Source organism: Vreelandella venusta (assembly GCF_015689495.1).
Classification (GTDB): Bacteria; Pseudomonadota; Gammaproteobacteria; order Pseudomonadales; family Halomonadaceae; genus Vreelandella; species Vreelandella venusta.
The window spans coordinates 1,033,399-1,049,416 of the sequence record NZ_CP065135.1; the positions used below are offsets into that span (position 1 = coordinate 1,033,399).

General features: G+C 46.8%; 16 protein-coding genes. 12 read left to right on the plus strand and 4 right to left on the minus strand.

Going from position 1 to position 16,018, the window contains the following annotated elements:
- Positions 1 to 58: 58 nt before the first annotated feature.
- The 5 genes from IR195_RS04880 to IR195_RS04900 all read left to right on the plus strand — a co-directional run bounded on the left by IR195_RS04880 (position 59) and on the right by IR195_RS04900 (position 6,230).
- Entirely contained in the window at positions 59 to 2,965 is a 2,907-nt protein-coding gene (locus IR195_RS04880; protein WP_206048909.1) for a DNA methyltransferase, read from the plus strand.
- A 407-nt stretch (positions 2,966 to 3,372) separates the two neighbouring features.
- A complete protein-coding gene (locus IR195_RS04885; RefSeq protein WP_206048910.1) occupies positions 3,373 to 3,993 on the plus strand; it encodes a DUF6630 family protein in 621 nt (206 codons plus the stop codon).
- Between the two features lie 195 nt (positions 3,994 to 4,188).
- Complete coding sequence (locus tag IR195_RS04890; RefSeq protein WP_206048911.1) at positions 4,189 to 4,815, plus strand: LysE family translocator; 627 nt, start codon at positions 4,189 to 4,191, stop codon at positions 4,813 to 4,815.
- A gap of 351 nt (positions 4,816 to 5,166) precedes the next feature.
- Positions 5,167 to 5,634 (plus strand): GNAT family N-acetyltransferase, encoded by a 468-nt coding sequence (locus tag IR195_RS04895; protein ID WP_146942728.1) that lies wholly within the window; start codon positions 5,167 to 5,169, stop codon positions 5,632 to 5,634.
- 215 nt (positions 5,635 to 5,849) lie between these two features.
- Entirely contained in the window at positions 5,850 to 6,230 is a 381-nt protein-coding gene (locus IR195_RS04900; protein WP_206048912.1) for a nuclear transport factor 2 family protein, read from the plus strand.
- A gap of 48 nt (positions 6,231 to 6,278) precedes the next feature.
- Here the strand turns inward: IR195_RS04900 and IR195_RS04905 are convergent, their stop codons facing one another.
- Entirely contained in the window at positions 6,279 to 6,722 is a 444-nt protein-coding gene (locus IR195_RS04905; protein WP_206048913.1) for a MarR family winged helix-turn-helix transcriptional regulator, read from the minus strand.
- A 96-nt stretch (positions 6,723 to 6,818) separates the two neighbouring features.
- On the opposite strand from IR195_RS04905, the gene IR195_RS04910 reads away from it, so the two are divergent.
- From IR195_RS04910 to IR195_RS04920, 3 genes are all read left to right on the plus strand, one after another.
- Positions 6,819 to 7,265 (plus strand): hypothetical protein, encoded by a 447-nt coding sequence (locus tag IR195_RS04910; protein ID WP_125746199.1) that lies wholly within the window; start codon positions 6,819 to 6,821, stop codon positions 7,263 to 7,265.
- 353 nt (positions 7,266 to 7,618) lie between these two features.
- On the plus strand, positions 7,619 to 8,218 hold the full coding sequence (locus IR195_RS04915) for a GNAT family N-acetyltransferase (RefSeq protein ID WP_206048914.1): 600 nt from the start codon (positions 7,619 to 7,621) through the stop codon (positions 8,216 to 8,218).
- Positions 8,219 to 8,377: 159 nt separating this feature from the next.
- Entirely contained in the window at positions 8,378 to 8,713 is a 336-nt protein-coding gene (locus IR195_RS04920; RefSeq protein WP_206048915.1) for a TfoX/Sxy family protein, read from the plus strand.
- A 61-nt stretch (positions 8,714 to 8,774) separates the two neighbouring features.
- Here the strand turns inward: IR195_RS04920 and IR195_RS04925 are convergent, their stop codons facing one another.
- On the minus strand, positions 8,775 to 9,443 hold the full coding sequence (locus tag IR195_RS04925) for an FMN-dependent NADH-azoreductase (protein ID WP_206048916.1): 669 nt from the start codon (positions 9,441 to 9,443) through the stop codon (positions 8,775 to 8,777).
- Positions 9,444 to 9,583: 140 nt separating this feature from the next.
- Between IR195_RS04925 and IR195_RS04930 the strand changes: the two genes are divergently transcribed.
- Entirely contained in the window at positions 9,584 to 10,432 is an 849-nt protein-coding gene (locus IR195_RS04930; protein WP_206048917.1) for a LysR family transcriptional regulator, read from the plus strand.
- Between the two features lie 90 nt (positions 10,433 to 10,522).
- Here the strand turns inward: IR195_RS04930 and IR195_RS04935 are convergent, their stop codons facing one another.
- Entirely contained in the window at positions 10,523 to 11,443 is a 921-nt protein-coding gene (locus IR195_RS04935; protein ID WP_206048918.1) for a LysR family transcriptional regulator, read from the minus strand.
- A 135-nt stretch (positions 11,444 to 11,578) separates the two neighbouring features.
- On the opposite strand from IR195_RS04935, the gene wrbA reads away from it, so the two are divergent.
- Both wrbA and IR195_RS04945 read left to right on the plus strand, forming a co-directional pair.
- Positions 11,579 to 12,214, plus strand: a complete 636-nt coding sequence (gene wrbA / locus IR195_RS04940) for an NAD(P)H:quinone oxidoreductase (protein ID WP_206048919.1) — start codon at positions 11,579 to 11,581, stop codon at positions 12,212 to 12,214.
- A complete protein-coding gene (locus IR195_RS04945; protein WP_206048920.1) occupies positions 12,214 to 13,428 on the plus strand; it encodes an MFS transporter in 1,215 nt (404 codons plus the stop codon). Before wrbA ends, IR195_RS04945 begins: the two co-directional genes overlap by 1 nt.
- 94 nt (positions 13,429 to 13,522) lie before the next feature.
- On the opposite strand, the gene IR195_RS04950 is transcribed toward IR195_RS04945, so the two are convergent.
- Positions 13,523 to 14,311 carry a helix-turn-helix transcriptional regulator gene (locus IR195_RS04950; RefSeq protein WP_206048921.1) on the minus strand — a complete coding sequence of 263 codons (789 nt, stop codon included), beginning with the start codon at positions 14,309 to 14,311 and terminating at the stop codon, positions 13,523 to 13,525.
- 93 nt (positions 14,312 to 14,404) lie between these two features.
- On the opposite strand from IR195_RS04950, the gene IR195_RS04955 reads away from it, so the two are divergent.
- Entirely contained in the window at positions 14,405 to 16,000 is a 1,596-nt protein-coding gene (locus IR195_RS04955; RefSeq protein ID WP_206048922.1) for an MFS transporter, read from the plus strand.
- Positions 16,001 to 16,018: the final 18 nt, after the last annotated feature.

The window sequence follows — 16,018 nt, forward strand, 5'->3', positions numbered from 1 at the left end:
TGCTGTGGGCGTTAGCCTTCAAATGAGAAGTATATTTCAACAAGGAATTAGAAAGTAAATGTTAGATGAAACGGCCATTTTGGAGTTTGTAGACTATGTTTCTACTCTTGCTGGAGATGAAAAAGGCGAGGCACAGTTGTTCTGTGATCGCCTTTTTCGAGCATTTGGCCATGGTGGAATAATTGAGGCTAATGGCAGCCTTGAAACAAGAATAAAATTTTCATCTGGAAAAACGAAGTTCGCTGATTGTTTATGGTCACCTAATGGACGAAGCGGTGTGCTAATAGAGATGAAGAAGAAAAAGTTCAAAAATCTTGAAGATGCTTTTCCGCAGGCTAGAGATTATTGGATTGAAATGAATCCTGAGGTGGCAATTGGTTCTGGAGCACAAAAACCTGAGTACATTGTGTTATGTAACTTCGAAAATTTTCTGATATATAAACAGCTTACGTTAGTTGACGAAGTGAGAGTAAGCGAGCTTCCGGACAGGTTCAGTGCTCTAAATTTTTTACTTGCTGAAGAAAAGGTTCCTATATTCAAAAACAACGTAAAGGCTATTTCAGAGGACGCTGCTAGAACCGTTGGTGAATTATTTAAATATCTAATATTTGATAAACGAGAATCTAGAGAGGATGCTCAAAGGTTTTTACTTCAATGCGTTCTTTCTTTTTTTTCAGAAGACTTCGGTCTTCTTCCACATTATTTTTTCGCAGAAATTATCAGGAAATGCCAAGAAGGTGAAAGTTCATATGACCTTATTGGTGGCCTTTTTAGACAAATGGCAAACCCTAAGCCTGCCAAAGCCGGCATGTTCAAAGACATCAAATATTTTAATGGTGGTTTGTTTGATCATGTCGAGCCCATTGAGCTAGATGACTACGCGCTAGAGCTTTTGTATCAGGCATCAACTTTCAATTGGAAGAATGTTAATCCTGCAATATTTGGCTCACTTTTCGAGGGGACAATGAATGCTGAAGAGCGCCATGCGTTTGGAGCGCATTTCACAAGTGAAGTTGATATTCAAAAAATTGTTTATCCGACAATTATAAAACCATGGAAAGCACGAATTGATAAAACAACAACTCTAAGCGAACTAAAAAAATTACATGAAGCGCTTGGTAATTTTATTGTTCTCGATCCGTCATGCGGCTGCGGTAATTTTTTGTTTGTTTCATTCATTGCACTTAAAGAAATTGAGATGCAAATAATTGAAAAAATGGCATATTCGTTCACTAAATCTTCCTTAGCATCGCTAAATTTGGGCATTTCACGCGTATCTAGCAAGCAATTTTATGGAATTGATGTGCTGCCAATCGCCGTAGAAGTAGCAAAAACTACTATGATGCTCGCTAAAGAATTAGCAGCCGATAAATGGAATTCTAGGATAGGCGGATTAATGGGAACATTAGGGTTAAGTTTTGATGAAGGCTTACCTCTAGATAATTTGGATGAGTGTATATATCAATCAGACGCAATATTGGAGCCATGGCCTAAATTTGATGTTGTTATAGGTAATCCTCCTTATCAATCAAAGAATAAAATGCAAGCAGAAATGGATCCTGTTTATATTGATACTATTAGAGAGGCGTATCCAGATGTCCCCGGTCGAGCTGATTTTTGTGTCTATTGGTTTAGAAAGGCTCATGAGCTAATGTGCGAAGGTCAACGTGCAGGGTTAGTTGGAACTAATACGATCAGACAAAATTTCTCAAGAGAAGGAGGTCTTGACTATGTTGTGCAAAACGGTGGAACTATAACCAACGCAGTTTCAACACAAACTTGGTCAGGCGATGCTGCAGTAGAAGTATCTATTGTTAACTGGATCAAGGGAAGTGAAAAAGGTAAAAAGAAACTCACAATACAAGATGGATACGGAAAGAACTCAAAGTTTAATTATCTAGACGTTCCCGTTATTAGTTCAGCATTAAGTCCAGGTATTGATGTTACTGAAGCGAAAGCATTAGATGCTAATAAGTACTCAAAATTATGCTATCAGGGGCAAACTCATGGACATAAATCTTTTCTTGTTACAAAAGAAGTCGCCCAGAGCTGGATAAAATCAGATTCAAAATATTGCGAAATTACATTTCCCTTCCTAACCACTAATGAATTACTGGGAACACCGGATTCTAGGCCTAAACGATATGTAATCGACTTTCGAAAGCAAGATGCATTTGATATTTCTTCATACGAATTTGCTTATTCTCAAATCAAAGAAACGGTGTTGATTGAGCGAGAAGATAAAGCAGAAGAGGAAGCAAAAAAAAACAAAAAAACATTGGAAGCGAAACCAAATGCACGAGTTAACTGGCATCACAGAAATTTTCTAAATAGCTGGTGGAAAATGTCCTATCCGCGTTATGAACTAATGGATACCTTAGAAGGAATAACACGATATATTGCTTGTGGTAGAGTCACAAAACGTCCTATTTTTGAGTTTATTAGTAGTTCAATTCATCCAAATGATTCAGTAGTAGTATTTCCATGTACGGACGACTACTCTTTCGGAATTTTTCAATCATCATTACATTGGGAGTGGTTTAAGGCTAGATGTTCAACTCATAATGGGAGGCCTAGGTACACTTCTGACACTGTCTTTGATTCTTTTCCTTGGCCACAGTCCCCCACAAAAGCATCCGTCATTAATGTCGCTAATTGTGCTAGGAACCTTAGATCTAAAAGACGAGAAATAATGAATGATAAGGGTTGGAGTTTAAGAGATTTATATAGAGCAATGGAGGAATCACCCAATAATCCTGTAAGTAAAGCCCAAGATGAATTGGACAAGGCTGTTTTATCTGCTTATGGAGCCAAGGGTAAGGTTGATATTTTAAAGTACCTACTTGAATTAAATAATTCCTTATTCGACTTAGAGGAAGATAGAAAACCTATTTTAGGTCCAGGGCTGCCAGAAAAATATATTGGTCTGAATGACTTATATTCATCAGACTGTATTTCAATGTGAAAAGGCTAACAAGCAACAGCATCGGACTGTCAAAACTGTCACTAAAATTGCTGCGCAATTACGTGCCAGCTTTACCAGCCGCTGTGCTGGGCGTTAAATGCGGGAAGAGATATGGCATCCAAGGAAGACGCTTAGAAATTCGTTGAGGAACTGACGGAGAAACTCAAGGAGCCCCAAAGCTTCAGCTTCCTCATACCCGGCTGGGACCCTGTTGATTCGAAACAAGGCCTTTGGTGGGTAACAAGCCAGCTTTGGGAAAGCTTCTATGTCGCCTATCGAATAAACTCAGAATATAAACAGGTATATCTGAAGTCTTGGGAATATGGTGAACAAGAGCCTGCATGGCCGGCCTCGGCCAATGGCATTTAATGTTGGCGTTATATGGCTCAAAATTTAAGGAGCGTTAAATGATTAAAAAGATATTTACGTGCTTGACTGTATGGTTGGGCTTGTCATCCCGTAAAACGGGTGACTCCATAAAACCATCTTTGTCTGGAGGTGAATCATTGATCGAATTTGCCGGAGAAATTAGTGGTCAGGATGCAGATGTGCTCAAACAAATACAGCTATTTGTCAATGATCAAAAGGAGTACTTTTTAAAGTACCAGGATGATCTGTACCAGCGGGGAGTCGAATCAATCGATGAACTCACTCGTGAGATCGTATTAATCGATGCGCTGATGGCGAAAAACAAGATTGTCTATGTTGATCACAATTATGAAGGTGACCTTGCTCTTGACGAGCTTGATCAACTGAGCAATGGAGAGCTCTCCGCTGTTTCTTGTTTTCATGAGCTGAAAGAAAAATACAAAGCTCATGGTGGGCATAATACGATTGGTAATTTCATGCACAGTGACAAACTAGCTCCTATGCCATATGAATGTATTGAGAGCGCAGGTTGTTTTTTAGCCCAAATTAATGAAGATTCTGATTCTTATCCATTGATACTGGTGAAGCAAGACAAACGGAATCAACTCACTGAATTTGCTAAAAATGCAGAAATAAATCTGCAATTTTTTGGGCGTTGATGCCTTGCAGGGTAAGCCATATAACAAGGCAATGAAGTAAGCTGAGTACGGCATAGTGTATTCGTCACATCATTTGACGGCCTTGAGTTCAAAGATGCCAATGCTCAGATGTTCGGGTAAATTGTATAACAAAGGGTGACAACAAAAATTTGTCCGGCGAGCCGAGCGTTAAAATTTCATGGGGATCCAAGGAAAATGGAAGAGATAAATTACTTGCTTATTATTGTTTCCGCAGTCGCTGCAATTGCTAGTCCTGGGCCAGCTACGCTTGCAATAGCTGGAGCCTCCATGAACCATGGTCGTTACTTTGGCTTGTACTTGGCTGCGGGTGTTCTAACAGGTTCTCTATTTTGGTCGACATCCGCGGCTTTCGGTCTAGCCGCGATCCTTCATGGGAATGCATGGCTTTTTGAGGTGTTGAGATACTGTGGGGCATTCTACCTTTTATATTTAGCTTTGAAGTCTCTGCGTTCAGCTTTTAATGCAAGTACATTACACTTGCCTAAAATGCAAGTCACGTCAGTAAGAGGGACTTACTTTCATGGGTTGCTCATCCATCTGACTAACCCTAAACCGGTTTTGTTTTTTGGTTCCCTTTTCTCAATTGGTGTTCCTGCTACTGCGAATCCATCGGAATTATTGTCAGTTATCTTAGTTGTCGGATTGGTCAGTTCATTGGTGTTTTTTGGCTACGCCTTTCTTTTTTCACATGAGAGGGTTAGGCAGATATATTTGAAATCTAAAGTGATTTTTGAAAGTGTGTTTGCACTTTTTTTTGGCGTGGCCAGTATAAAATTGTTGGTTAGTAAAGCTGGAGGCTGAAGCTTTAAAAGCGTTTAAGCCGATTCCTAGCTGTTTGTTGGTTTCGCTTCGCTCAAGATTTTAGCCAGCTTTCGTCACACCTTAACGCGGCATTAGTGTTTTCGATTGTTTATTTTCCTGAGTTGGAAATGATGGTGAAAGCTTAGTATTACTATGTGACGCCGACGAAACGTTTCATGAAGCTCAGGCTGGTCAATGTATTTAAGAGTATTAATCGCCGCGTAACTCACGGGTGCCGAAGCCTTGCTAAACTCACAAGTTTGCGCGTTATAGGAGATGTGGAAAATGTCACAGCTCGGTCCCATTACGTTTGCCCACTGATTAGAGAGTTAGAACACTTTGGAAACCACGGTGAGTAATTTAGACTTGGCTCTGCTAGCTAATCATCCTGAACTACTGCCAGCACTCCAAGAAATGTTTGAGTGTGGATGGCCGGAGCATTACGGTGCGCGGGGCAGGGGAAACGCAGAAGAAGACCTGCTGGCATATTCCAATCACAATAAGCTTCCTATTGGGGTTGTTGCGATGCAGGATGGTTCTGCGCTTGGTATCGCGGTATTGAAGGCTAAATGTGTTTCTACACACGACCACCTCACCCCTTGGATGGGTGGCGGCATGGTACTCCCTCAGTACCGGCGTCGTGGAATTGGCGCAACATTGACGGTTGAGCTTGAAAGCATCGCACGCAAGCTGGGATACAAAAAAATCTACTGCGGCACAAGCACAGCAAACAGCCTTCTGGAGCGAAGTGGCTGGTCGTATATCGAAACCGTGCTTTACGGAGGGGATAACGTATCCATCTATGAAAAAGCGCTCTAACTCAGGCGTTGCGGTTGTAGATAGGGCCAGTGGCAGTTATACCGCCTAGTGCATAACATTGAGACGTTAGCGAGTTATGGTTATTTGGCTAAATACCGATATTAAGATTACTCAGCCAGATGACCGGCTGGGTAAATGAATAAGGACAACAGGCGGTGGAAATGGCTCGAAATCGGGTTTTTCTACAGCCTCGTTAAATAGTAAAAGGAGCTACGGTGGAAAATATCAGGGAAGTCCAAATTCTCGAAGCTGAAGAATTATTGTGTAAGGCAATGCTTGAATCCGACACGGTTACTTTAGATAAGCTCTTGTCATCCGATCTGATTTTTACGAATCATTTAGGTCAGGTTCTTGGCAAAAAAGACGATTTAGAAGCGCATAAATCAGGTTTGTTGGACATATCCAATATCTCTGTAGATGATCAGCAGATCAAATTGCAACAGGATACAGCGATTGTATTTGCCAAGGTAACAATCCTAGGAAATTATGCTGGTAATCCAGCAAATGGAACATTTAGGTTTACTCGAGTTTGGCAAAATACGGAAGGTAACCACTGGGAAGTAATAGCCGCCCATTCGAGTGTAATTACTGTTTAGCAAGTGTAGGCAAGGGACGCTCCTGACGTCGCGCCCTTGCTACAAACGTTAGCGGTCAATAGAGTCGGAGATTCGCTTAAGAACAGACAGTGTTGTCTCAAGTTCTGCCTTGGTGATACCTATTGAGCATTTCATTGCCCATCCCGATTGTTTTTCATCCAACTTCAAAAATACCGTTTTCCCAAATTCCGAGAGGCTTATAAGCTTTGCGCGCTTATGTCCTGGATTGTCCTGGAAAAACAGAAGTTTATCCTCACGCATGGCATCAACAAGTCGTTGTACGGCTTGTCGCGTCAGCCCCATGCTTCTGGCTATTTGAGGTACAGTTTGTGGCTCACCTGCTAGGTAAAGAGCACCCAAAACCTTCCATCGAGCACTCGTAATGCCATATTCCGAACCCATTTGGTCACCTTCACTTACAAGGAGCCCTCCTAGCTTGAATACTTCAAGAACAATCTCGGTGAACACCGGGCCTTTCTGAGCGTCATTCATATGCAATCCTTCCGGCAATTTGACAACATGTTGACAACCATGGTCGTCATTCACATAATGACAACATGTTACCAACTTGCCCTTCCGGAGGAAACCATGACGCTCATACTCCATCGACTTGCAGCATCCGTTGCCGTCTTGTGTATTGCCACGTTTTTCTCGGCAACTATTTTCGTTGAGCTTTTCGGTACGGAGGAATCCATTGCAACCCTGAAAAGTCTCATTGTATGGCCAGGCTTGTTTATCCTTATTCCTTCCATTGCATTAACTGGCGGTAGTGGTTTCGCCTTAGCAAAATCAAGAAGGGGAAAGCTCGTACTACAAAAGAAGAAGAGAATGCCATTTATTGGTGCCAATGGAATATTGGTGCTAATTCCATGTGCAGTATTACTTGATCGTTGGGCATCCGTAGGCGCTTTTGATACTAATTTCTACGTGGTGCAAGGCGTCGAATTGCTTGCTGGTGCCATCAATCTCATCTTGATGGGGATGAATATGAGAGATGGTCTTAGAATGAGTGGTAGATTTAGACGGTTTTCGTGAAAAATCGTTAACTATACCTTCCGGCGGACGCAGTCGCTAACGCGTCTGCTCCGCTGAAGGTTGGCACTAGAACACTTTGGAAACCATGGTGTGTAATTTAGATTTGGCTCTGCTAGCTAATCATTCTGAACTACTGCCAGCACTCCAAGAAATGTTTGAGTGTGGATGGCCGGAGCATTACGGTGCGCGGGGCAGGGGAAACGCTGAAGAAGACCTGCTGGCATACTCCAATCACAATAAACTTTCTATTGGGGTTGTTGCGATTATGGTTATCTAGCTGAATACCGGTATTAAGATGACTCAGTCTGGTTGAGCGTTCGTCCCATCCTTCAAGAAGATAGTTGAGTATACACATGGCCTTTATCGCACCTATCACCCTTACTGCCCATGGCGTAACGCTTGAGCCGCTCTCACTCAATCACGAAGCCGGTTTGCGAGCCGCCGCTGCAGATGGCGAGTTATGGAGTCTGCGCATTACCTCGGTGCCAGCGCCCGATGAGACACGCAACTATATTGATACCGCCTTAAAAAGCCGCGAGGAAGGCCATCGCTTTGCTTTCGCCGTGATTGAAGAGGCGAGTGGTAGGGTGCTTGGCACCACGAGTTACCATGATGTTTTGCCCAACGTAAAACGCGTTGAAATTGGCTACACCTGGTACGCCAAGCGGGTTCAGCGTACGCATGTGAACACCACCTGTAAGCTACTGCTACTGACACACGCTTTCGACACATTGGGCTGTAACGTGGTCGGCTGGCGTACCGACAACTTCAACTTCGCCAGTCAGCGCGCGATTGAGCGTCTAGGCGCAAAGAAAGATGGCGTAATTCGTGGCCATGCGTTGCGCCGCGATGGGACCATTCGCGATACAGTGATGTATAGCCTGAGCAGGGGCGAGTGGCCAGAGGTGTGCTTGCATCTCAACTACTTGATAAGCCGATCCTGCGCCCAGTGAGATTTATGGTGTGAGACTGGAGTGAATCGCTTCTAAGGTTGGCCTGATGCTACCGCTAGGCTAAGCAGCATCGGTTGCTATGTCCGGATGCCCTTTAGTACCAAGCCTCGCAACTTTATCAACACTGCTACGCGATGCGGCCGAAATCGGGGAAGGGGAATGAAAGCTACCAGTGAATTTATCGCGAATCTTAGCGACGTATTTGTACTATTTGGTGACATCCAAACTAAACGTATGTTTGGCGGATATGGCGTTTATCGCGATGGCCTTATGTTTGCGCTAGTCGCCGATGATGTTCTTTACCTTAAAGTAGACGAACGTTCGGTAGGCTCTTTTATCGAGCTGGGAATGGAACAGTTTGAATACGAGAAGAGCGGTAAAAGGGTAAAAATGACTTACTATGCTGCTCCCGAGGAGATATTTGAAGATCCAGAACATGCTAAGGAGTGGGCTGACCGTGCTTATAAGGCGGCACTTCGGCAAAAAGCTCGTTGACGCGACCAGAGCAACGAGGGCAGTCATTTAAGACTGCCCGACGGCCACTCAAAGCAAAGGTTTATGCGTTGCTAGCCAGATCCTCTGCTAGCAATCCGGCATTTTTAAGCGCATTAGCAACTGATCTCTGATGCCTTTCATCTCCAAATTCTTGGTACTCTGACGTTATTTCATAAAATGACTCGACGCCTAAGTATCTGCCCAATGTTTTAATATGCGGCCCGAGATGATTCATATGCTCACGTTCACCTCCTGGCCCAAAGCCAAACTCTCCGCATGAAGAGACTAAAATTAGTGTTTTCCCAGACAAAAGCGGCTCTATCGGATGATCACCACGAGCTAAATCAAAACTAAATGTTTTATTTATACGCATGATCTGATCGAACCACGCCTTAAGAGGGGCTGGCATGCCGTAGTTGTACATAGGTGAAGATATTAAAATAACATCCGCTTGTGCTAACTCATTAAATAACTGATCGGATAACGCTAGTTTTTCACGTTGCTCAGAGCTTTTCCGTTCATCTGGTGTGAAAACGGCACCTATCCAGTCTTGGTCAATAAAAGCAGGTGGGTTCAAGCCAATATCACGATAAATGTAATTATCAGCACTGTTAGCAGATTTCCATTTATCCACAAACTGCATAGCAATACGTTTTGATATTGAGTTGTGGTCAGGATTTGGGTTTGTCGCTTTACGTACGCTAGCGTCTATATGAAGTAATGTGCGCATGATGGCCTCAGCAGATAGCGGTGTGGAGTGGCTATGCTGCCCTTTTGCCAATACTGCGACAAATGAATAAACTGGATCGATAGGTGAGAAAAACTTATCTATTGAGAAGCCGGGTTGAAACCAAAAATAGGAGGCTAGCGGTGAATGCTTCACTACAGGCGATTAAGGTGTTTGAAGCAGCCGCTCGGCTGGGGAGCTTTAAAGATGCTGCCGAGGAGCTGTCGATAACGTCGGCAAATGTGTCGCATCACATCAGCAACCTTGAGAATAGGTTGGGAGTGCGGCTGTTTACCCGAATCAATCGGGGCGTGATTTTAACCTCAGAAGGGCACCAGCTCTCTGAGGCGACAACCGCCGGTCTGCAAAAAATCCAGACTGCTTTAGATAATATAAAGTCAGATGCCTCAAAGCTGAATGTTGATACCACCTCATCTTTTGCTGCACTGGTGCTAATTCCGTTGCTACATGACTTTAATAAAATTCATCAAAATGTTGATATTGAAGTATCAACAGGTGAAGTAGTGGCGTCGAAAGTGAATACCCTTTCTATCCGTTTGGGGGACGTAACCCGAGTTGATGAATCAAATTTATTAAAAAAAGAGCGTTTTAACCTATATGGGAGCTGTCCTTTTATCCGCTCCATCACAGTGGATAAGCCAGCAACGGTCTATCTGACTAAATGGAAGAACAAGAAACTGCCGGACGCGCCTTGGGAAAACTGGTTAATAGAAAATGAAGCGTCACTGCCAAGTTTTGAAATAAAGTATTTTGACCAGGAGCTTTATGGTGTGTATGAAGCTATAGCAGGGAAAGGGCTGGTGTTTTGTTCAGAGACTCTGGTTTCTGACTTTGTGAAAGCCAACGCATTGCAGCCCATTTCGTATCAAAGCGTCGATTCTCTGCTGTGTTACTACATCCCGACCCAACGCTGGCAGCATAGTGCCAAAATGCAGGCTTTTGTCGATTGGCTTAAGTCTCAGATCAAATAGGGTTGCACTGCTTTTTTCCAACATCGGACAGATAACGTTGCTGGTTAAAGTATAGCGACCACTCTTGAGTTGCGGATTAATCGCCACTTTCTACGCCGTACCTAGCGTCATTGACTGACGAATTAGGGCCTCCTTTAACGTTTTGGCAGCTGGCCCGAGGTGTTCGTCTGTACGATGCATCAGCCACATCCGAGCAACGGTTTCGCCCTCAGAGCCGAATTCGGCCGCTGGTATTCGGACGAGTCGTCCTTCCTGTAGATCACGCTCGATCAGCCATAGCGGCAGATTGCCCCAACCAATCCCTGCGCAGATTAGCGCGTGCTTTATTGAGTTATCGCCCACCCGCCACGTACCCGGTGACAGTACATCGTATTCGCGACCGCGAGTGAGAGTGGATGGGTCTTCGGTAACGATTTGAACATAGTCGGCGAGTTCGGCTGCCGTAATGGTCTCCCCGCTGACTGTGCGATTGGCCAACGGATGGCTTGTGGATACCACGGCAGCACGTGGGACAAACACAATAGCTTCTCGCTCGATCTGAGGATCGGGGATGTCAATTCCGCTGATGGCAAGGGTGCAGTGATGCTGCTGAAGTAGCTGAATGGCTTCACCCAGGGGAGCCGGCAGCACGCGTACCGATACAAGTGGGTAGGCGTCCTGCAACTCTTTTAAAGCCCGAGAAGCAACTGTTAGCGGAAATTGTGGATCGAGCGCGATGTCTAGTCCTAGTTCTACACCCTCTCCAAAGCCCCGTGCACGAGCACGCAGTGTGTCAACTTTAAGTAGAATGGCGCGTGCATCTGCCAGCAGCATTCTCCCCTCGGGCGTCAAAACAGGCCGGTAGCCCGAGCGGTCAAAAAGAGTAACACCCAGCTGCGACTCGAGATTGCCAATGGCATAGCTGACCGCTGATTGTGCTCGCCCCAGGCACTCCGCACCACCGCTAAAGCTTCCTGCTTCGCTAACGGCAATGAGCACACGCATTTGGTCAAGTGTCAGTGCATCTAACATGATCGATTAAGTAGATAGTTAAAGACTAAATATTGTCATTTTTTTAGTTAATTGACGAGTGTAGTTTTGCCTAAGGAGGGCGAAGGGAGCATGACCGCATCCTCCTCATTTTGAGACACCTTAGGAGACCTACATATGAGTAACGTACTTGTCCTTTACTATTCCAGTTATGGCCATATCGAGACAATGGCGGACGCTGTTGCAGAAGGCGTTAGGCAAGCGGGTGCTAATGTTGCTATCAAGCGAGTGCCGGAGCTGGTGCCTGAGAATATCGCCAGCCGTTCAGGCTACAAGCTTGATCAGCGAGCGCCAGTTGCTGAAGTCGCAGAACTTGCGGATTTCGATGCCATCATCATTGGTACTCCGACTCGCTTTGGCAACATGGCGAGTCAGATAAAGAATTTTCTCGACCAAGCAGGGGGGCTGTGGTTTGAGGATCGTCTAGTGGGCAAAGTCGGTAGTGTCTTTACTTCAACAGGTAGCCAGCATGGCGGTCAGGAATCGACGATTCTCGCCACGCAGGTGGTGTTGATGCATCTGGGTTTGGTGATCGTCGGCTTGCCTTATACCTTCAAGGGGCAAATGCGTATGGACGAGATTACCGGCTGCTCGCCCTATGGTGCCTCTACGCTGGCTGAAGACGATAAGCAAGGTAGTCGCCAGCCAAGCGCCAATGAACTTGACGGAGCACGCTTTCAAGGCCGACACGTTGCAGAAATCGCCACCGCTCTGGCAAGTGGTCGAAAGCAAAGAGCACAGGTCGTCTCCTGATGAGTGGTGCCCACCCGTCGCAAACGGCTGCGGCCTGGCCCGTAGTCGCACTGATCATCGGGGCTGGCGTCATTTCAGCCTGCCAGGTTGGTAAGGCATCGATGGCTCTCAAGGCCGTGCAAGAGGAATTGCAGTTGGGACTTGGTACGGCTGCTTGGTTGATGTCTGCGTTCGCCGTCATCGGTGCCGTCGCCGGAGCACCTATCGGTTTAGCCGTTGATCGCATTGGCGCAAGGCGAATGGCTCTCTGTAGCTTAGTGGTGATGGGGATAGGCTCTGCGCTAGGAGCGTTTTCAAGCGATGCTAAAATGCTTCTTGCGACACGTGTTTTTGAAGGCCTGGGTTTTCTCGGGCTCACTGTCGCTGCTCCTACACTGATTGCCGCAGCAGCGCCAGCCAGTATTCGCGGTAGAGCAATGGCGCTTTGGGCAGTTTTTATGCCGGTCGGAATGACCGTGGTCTTTCTATCAGCGCCACTGATGAACTGGCTTACATGGCGGGGTTTTTGGCTGTTCAACGCTGGAATCTTAATTGGTTATGCTGCCCTTTTGGGGTGGGCAGTGTCAGCGTCGGAGAGTTTCAGAGCAAATCATAACTCGATACTTGGCGATATAAGTGTAGCTATTACTGCCCCTGGGCCTTGGGTGCTTGGGGGGTTATTTGTCGTCTTCTCTTGCATCTTCTTCGCTCTTTTTAGTTTTCTGCCAACGTTGCTAGCAGAGCGCCTTGGGGTCAGTGATGAGAGTGCGAGTTTGCTAAGTGCCGCTGCCATCGCGTTAAGTGGTGTTGGTAATATCGTCGGTGGGCAACTTTTGACTCGCGGGGTGCAGCCTATCTGTCTCTTGACGGCAGGTTTTGGCGCTATGGTGTTAGGTGGTATCGGAGTATTCAGCGTGCCTACCCCAGAGTGGGGAGTATACGCTTTGTGTGTAATATTTGCCTTTGCTAGCGGGTTTGTGCCGGTGGTGATCTTTAAAAGTGCCCCGGATTACGCGCCTCACAGCTCACTGGTTGGCGCCACACTTGGCTTTGCCATGCAAGGTAACAATATCGGGCTATTGATTGGCCCCGTGGTGGCAGGAGGATTGGCCAGCGCTTTTAGTTGGTCAGCGGTATCGTTGCTGATTAGTGTGAGTGGTTTTTTAGCAGTACTTTTACTTATCGCATTTCAAAAGCTACGCGTGCAGCTTGAAAGTAGGGCATTCCAGCTTTAACGAGAAGTTTACCTGTATGTCAGGAGTGGCTCCTTGCCCAGCATGTTGCGCGGGTAACGATGTCTCAGGCTCGTCAGTGGCTAGTACACGAACATTAGCTGTCGAAATAAACCACCATCTTGAGATGACGGTGTTCATCAACGATGAGCGTCTCATGGGTATAGGTATGATGCTCGCCCTCTGTATCAAGGAGGCTACTGATTCCTCGGTTGTAACCTTCCATGCTTGACGCTTCCCACCAGTGCCGGAAGTCTGGCGATAACTGGCAAAGCTCTTCAATTTGCGTTTGCATGACTGGGTCTTCAGGGGCGACAGCTAAGTCACAACGAAACTGTGCCAGCATATTCGACGCATCCTGTTGCCAGTCAGGGAGTCGTCGACGCAGATCGGGAGCCGTAAATACCATCCTTAATAGATTGCGCTCAGACGCTTCTCGGCTGCTGAACTGTAGTAGTTCATCAGCCTGCGCATTCCAGCCAATAGCATCCCAACGCAGGTTCATCACGTAACTAGGACGAGAGAGGTCATCCATCAGCGACTGGATTCGGGGGGAAGTGCTCTGCTCTTGATACGCTTCTGCAGGCGGCGCTCGGCGGTGCGCTAATAGAAATAGGTGACAGCACTCAGCGTCATCCAGTTTTAGGGCACGGGAGAGGTTGAGCAGGAAGCGTTCGGAGACCTTAATGTCACGGCCCTGCTCAAACCAGGTGTACCACGTCAGGCCTACCCCAGCGAGCGCTGCAACCTCTTCTCGTCTTAAGCCCGGGGTACGCCTTCGTCCGCTGGTGGGAAGCCCGACGTCAGCAGGCGTTAATTTTTGACGATGCCGCAGCATGAATTCAGTGAGATCACTCTGTGTTCGCTCAAGCCGATGATTGGCCATGCTATTACCTCTAGTAATAGGATAATTAGCTATATTGTAACCCCATATTGAGTGTCTGAGAATGCCTGCTTCCTTGATGAAGTCGGAGGCGACATGTCATTCAGCTGTGATGTTCACACCCCTGTTAATACGGACACAGGTAATACGGACACAGGTTATACGGATACCGGCGGAAGGCCCTGCAACAAAGCTGGCATTAAAGAGTGGGCGGGGCTTGCGGTATTAGCTCTGCCCACCATGCTGCTTGGGCTCGATGTCACTATTCTCTACCTCGCGCTTCCTGCTTTGGCGGTAGAGCTGCAGCCTAGCAGTACTCAGGCGCTGTGGATTATGGATGCCTACGGCTTCATGATCGCTGGTTTTCTTATCACGATGGGCACGCTCGGGGATCGGGTTGGCCGACGTCGACTACTAATGATCGGGGCCTTTGCGTTTGCGGTCGCGTCAGTGTTTGCCGCTTATGCGCCTAATGCCGAGTGGCTTATTGTGGCGCGGGCAGCGCTGGGTGTTGCCGGAGCAACGCTGATGCCTTCTACACTGGCCTTGATTAGCAATATGTTTTTTGATCTGCGCCAGCGGGCATTGGCGATTGGGATATGGGCGACCATGTTTGCACTGGGGATGGCCTTGGGGCCAGTGGTCGGTGGGTTGCTGTTAGCCCCATTTTGGTGGGGAGCGGCTTTCCTAATTGCCGTGCCCATCGTCATCGTACTGTTATTAACTGCGCCATTACTGCTGCCGGAGTATCGCAATCCGCAGGCAGGTCGTTTGGATATTTTGAGTGTTCTACTGCTGTTGATAGCAATTCTGCCCAGTATCTATGCCATAAAGGCGTTCTCTAAAGCCGGTGTGACGCCACTGGTATTGGCCACACTTGCGCTGGGAATCGTGGGAACACTGCTCTTTATGCGTCGACAAAAGCAGCTGCTTGATCCTTTGCTTGATCTCAAACTGTTTGCCAGTAAAACCTTCACTGCTGCGCTGGTCATAATGTTGCTAGGGTTGGTAGGAGTGGCAGGAATGATGCTTCTAGTCACTCAATATCTTCAGCTAGTGGCGGGCTACACGCCGCTGATTGCTGGGCTGTGGATGGGGCCGCCAGCGCTGATGATGGTACTTGCCGGTATCCTTGCCCCTATCTTGGCGCGCCGTATTCGGCCTGCGTTTGTTATTGCTGTCGCGCTGATGCTTGCAAGCATCGGTTGTGCTTTTCTGGCTCAAGTAGACCCGCTGTCTGTTCAGGTACTCCAGGTCGTTTTGGGATTTTCATTAGTGTATCTGGGGTTGGGCACCATCGCTGCGCTGGGCACTGATCTAGTGGTAGGCGCGGCTCCTGCGGAAAAAGCTGGGTCCGCGTCGTCGATGTCTGAGATGGTTCAGGAGTTGGGTGTGGCACTGGGCATCGCACTTCTCGGTAGCCTGGCAACCCTGTTGTATCGCGTGCAGATTGCTAGTGCGATTCCGGACGAGGTGCCAGACGATGTCTCCCGTGCTCTGGGAGAAAGTTTGTGGTCCGCAACGTCCGTTGCTGAACGACTTCCCGACGGGATACTTGAGCAAGCACAGTCAGCGTTTACGCAAGGAATGAGTGCTGCGGCTACCGTCAGTGGCATCACTATTTTGGTGCTTGCGTTGCTGTCGGTTGCTAGCCTCCGGCATGTGCAGGCAGTTGGTGAGGGTGAGCACTAAATTTTGACATGCAACTAT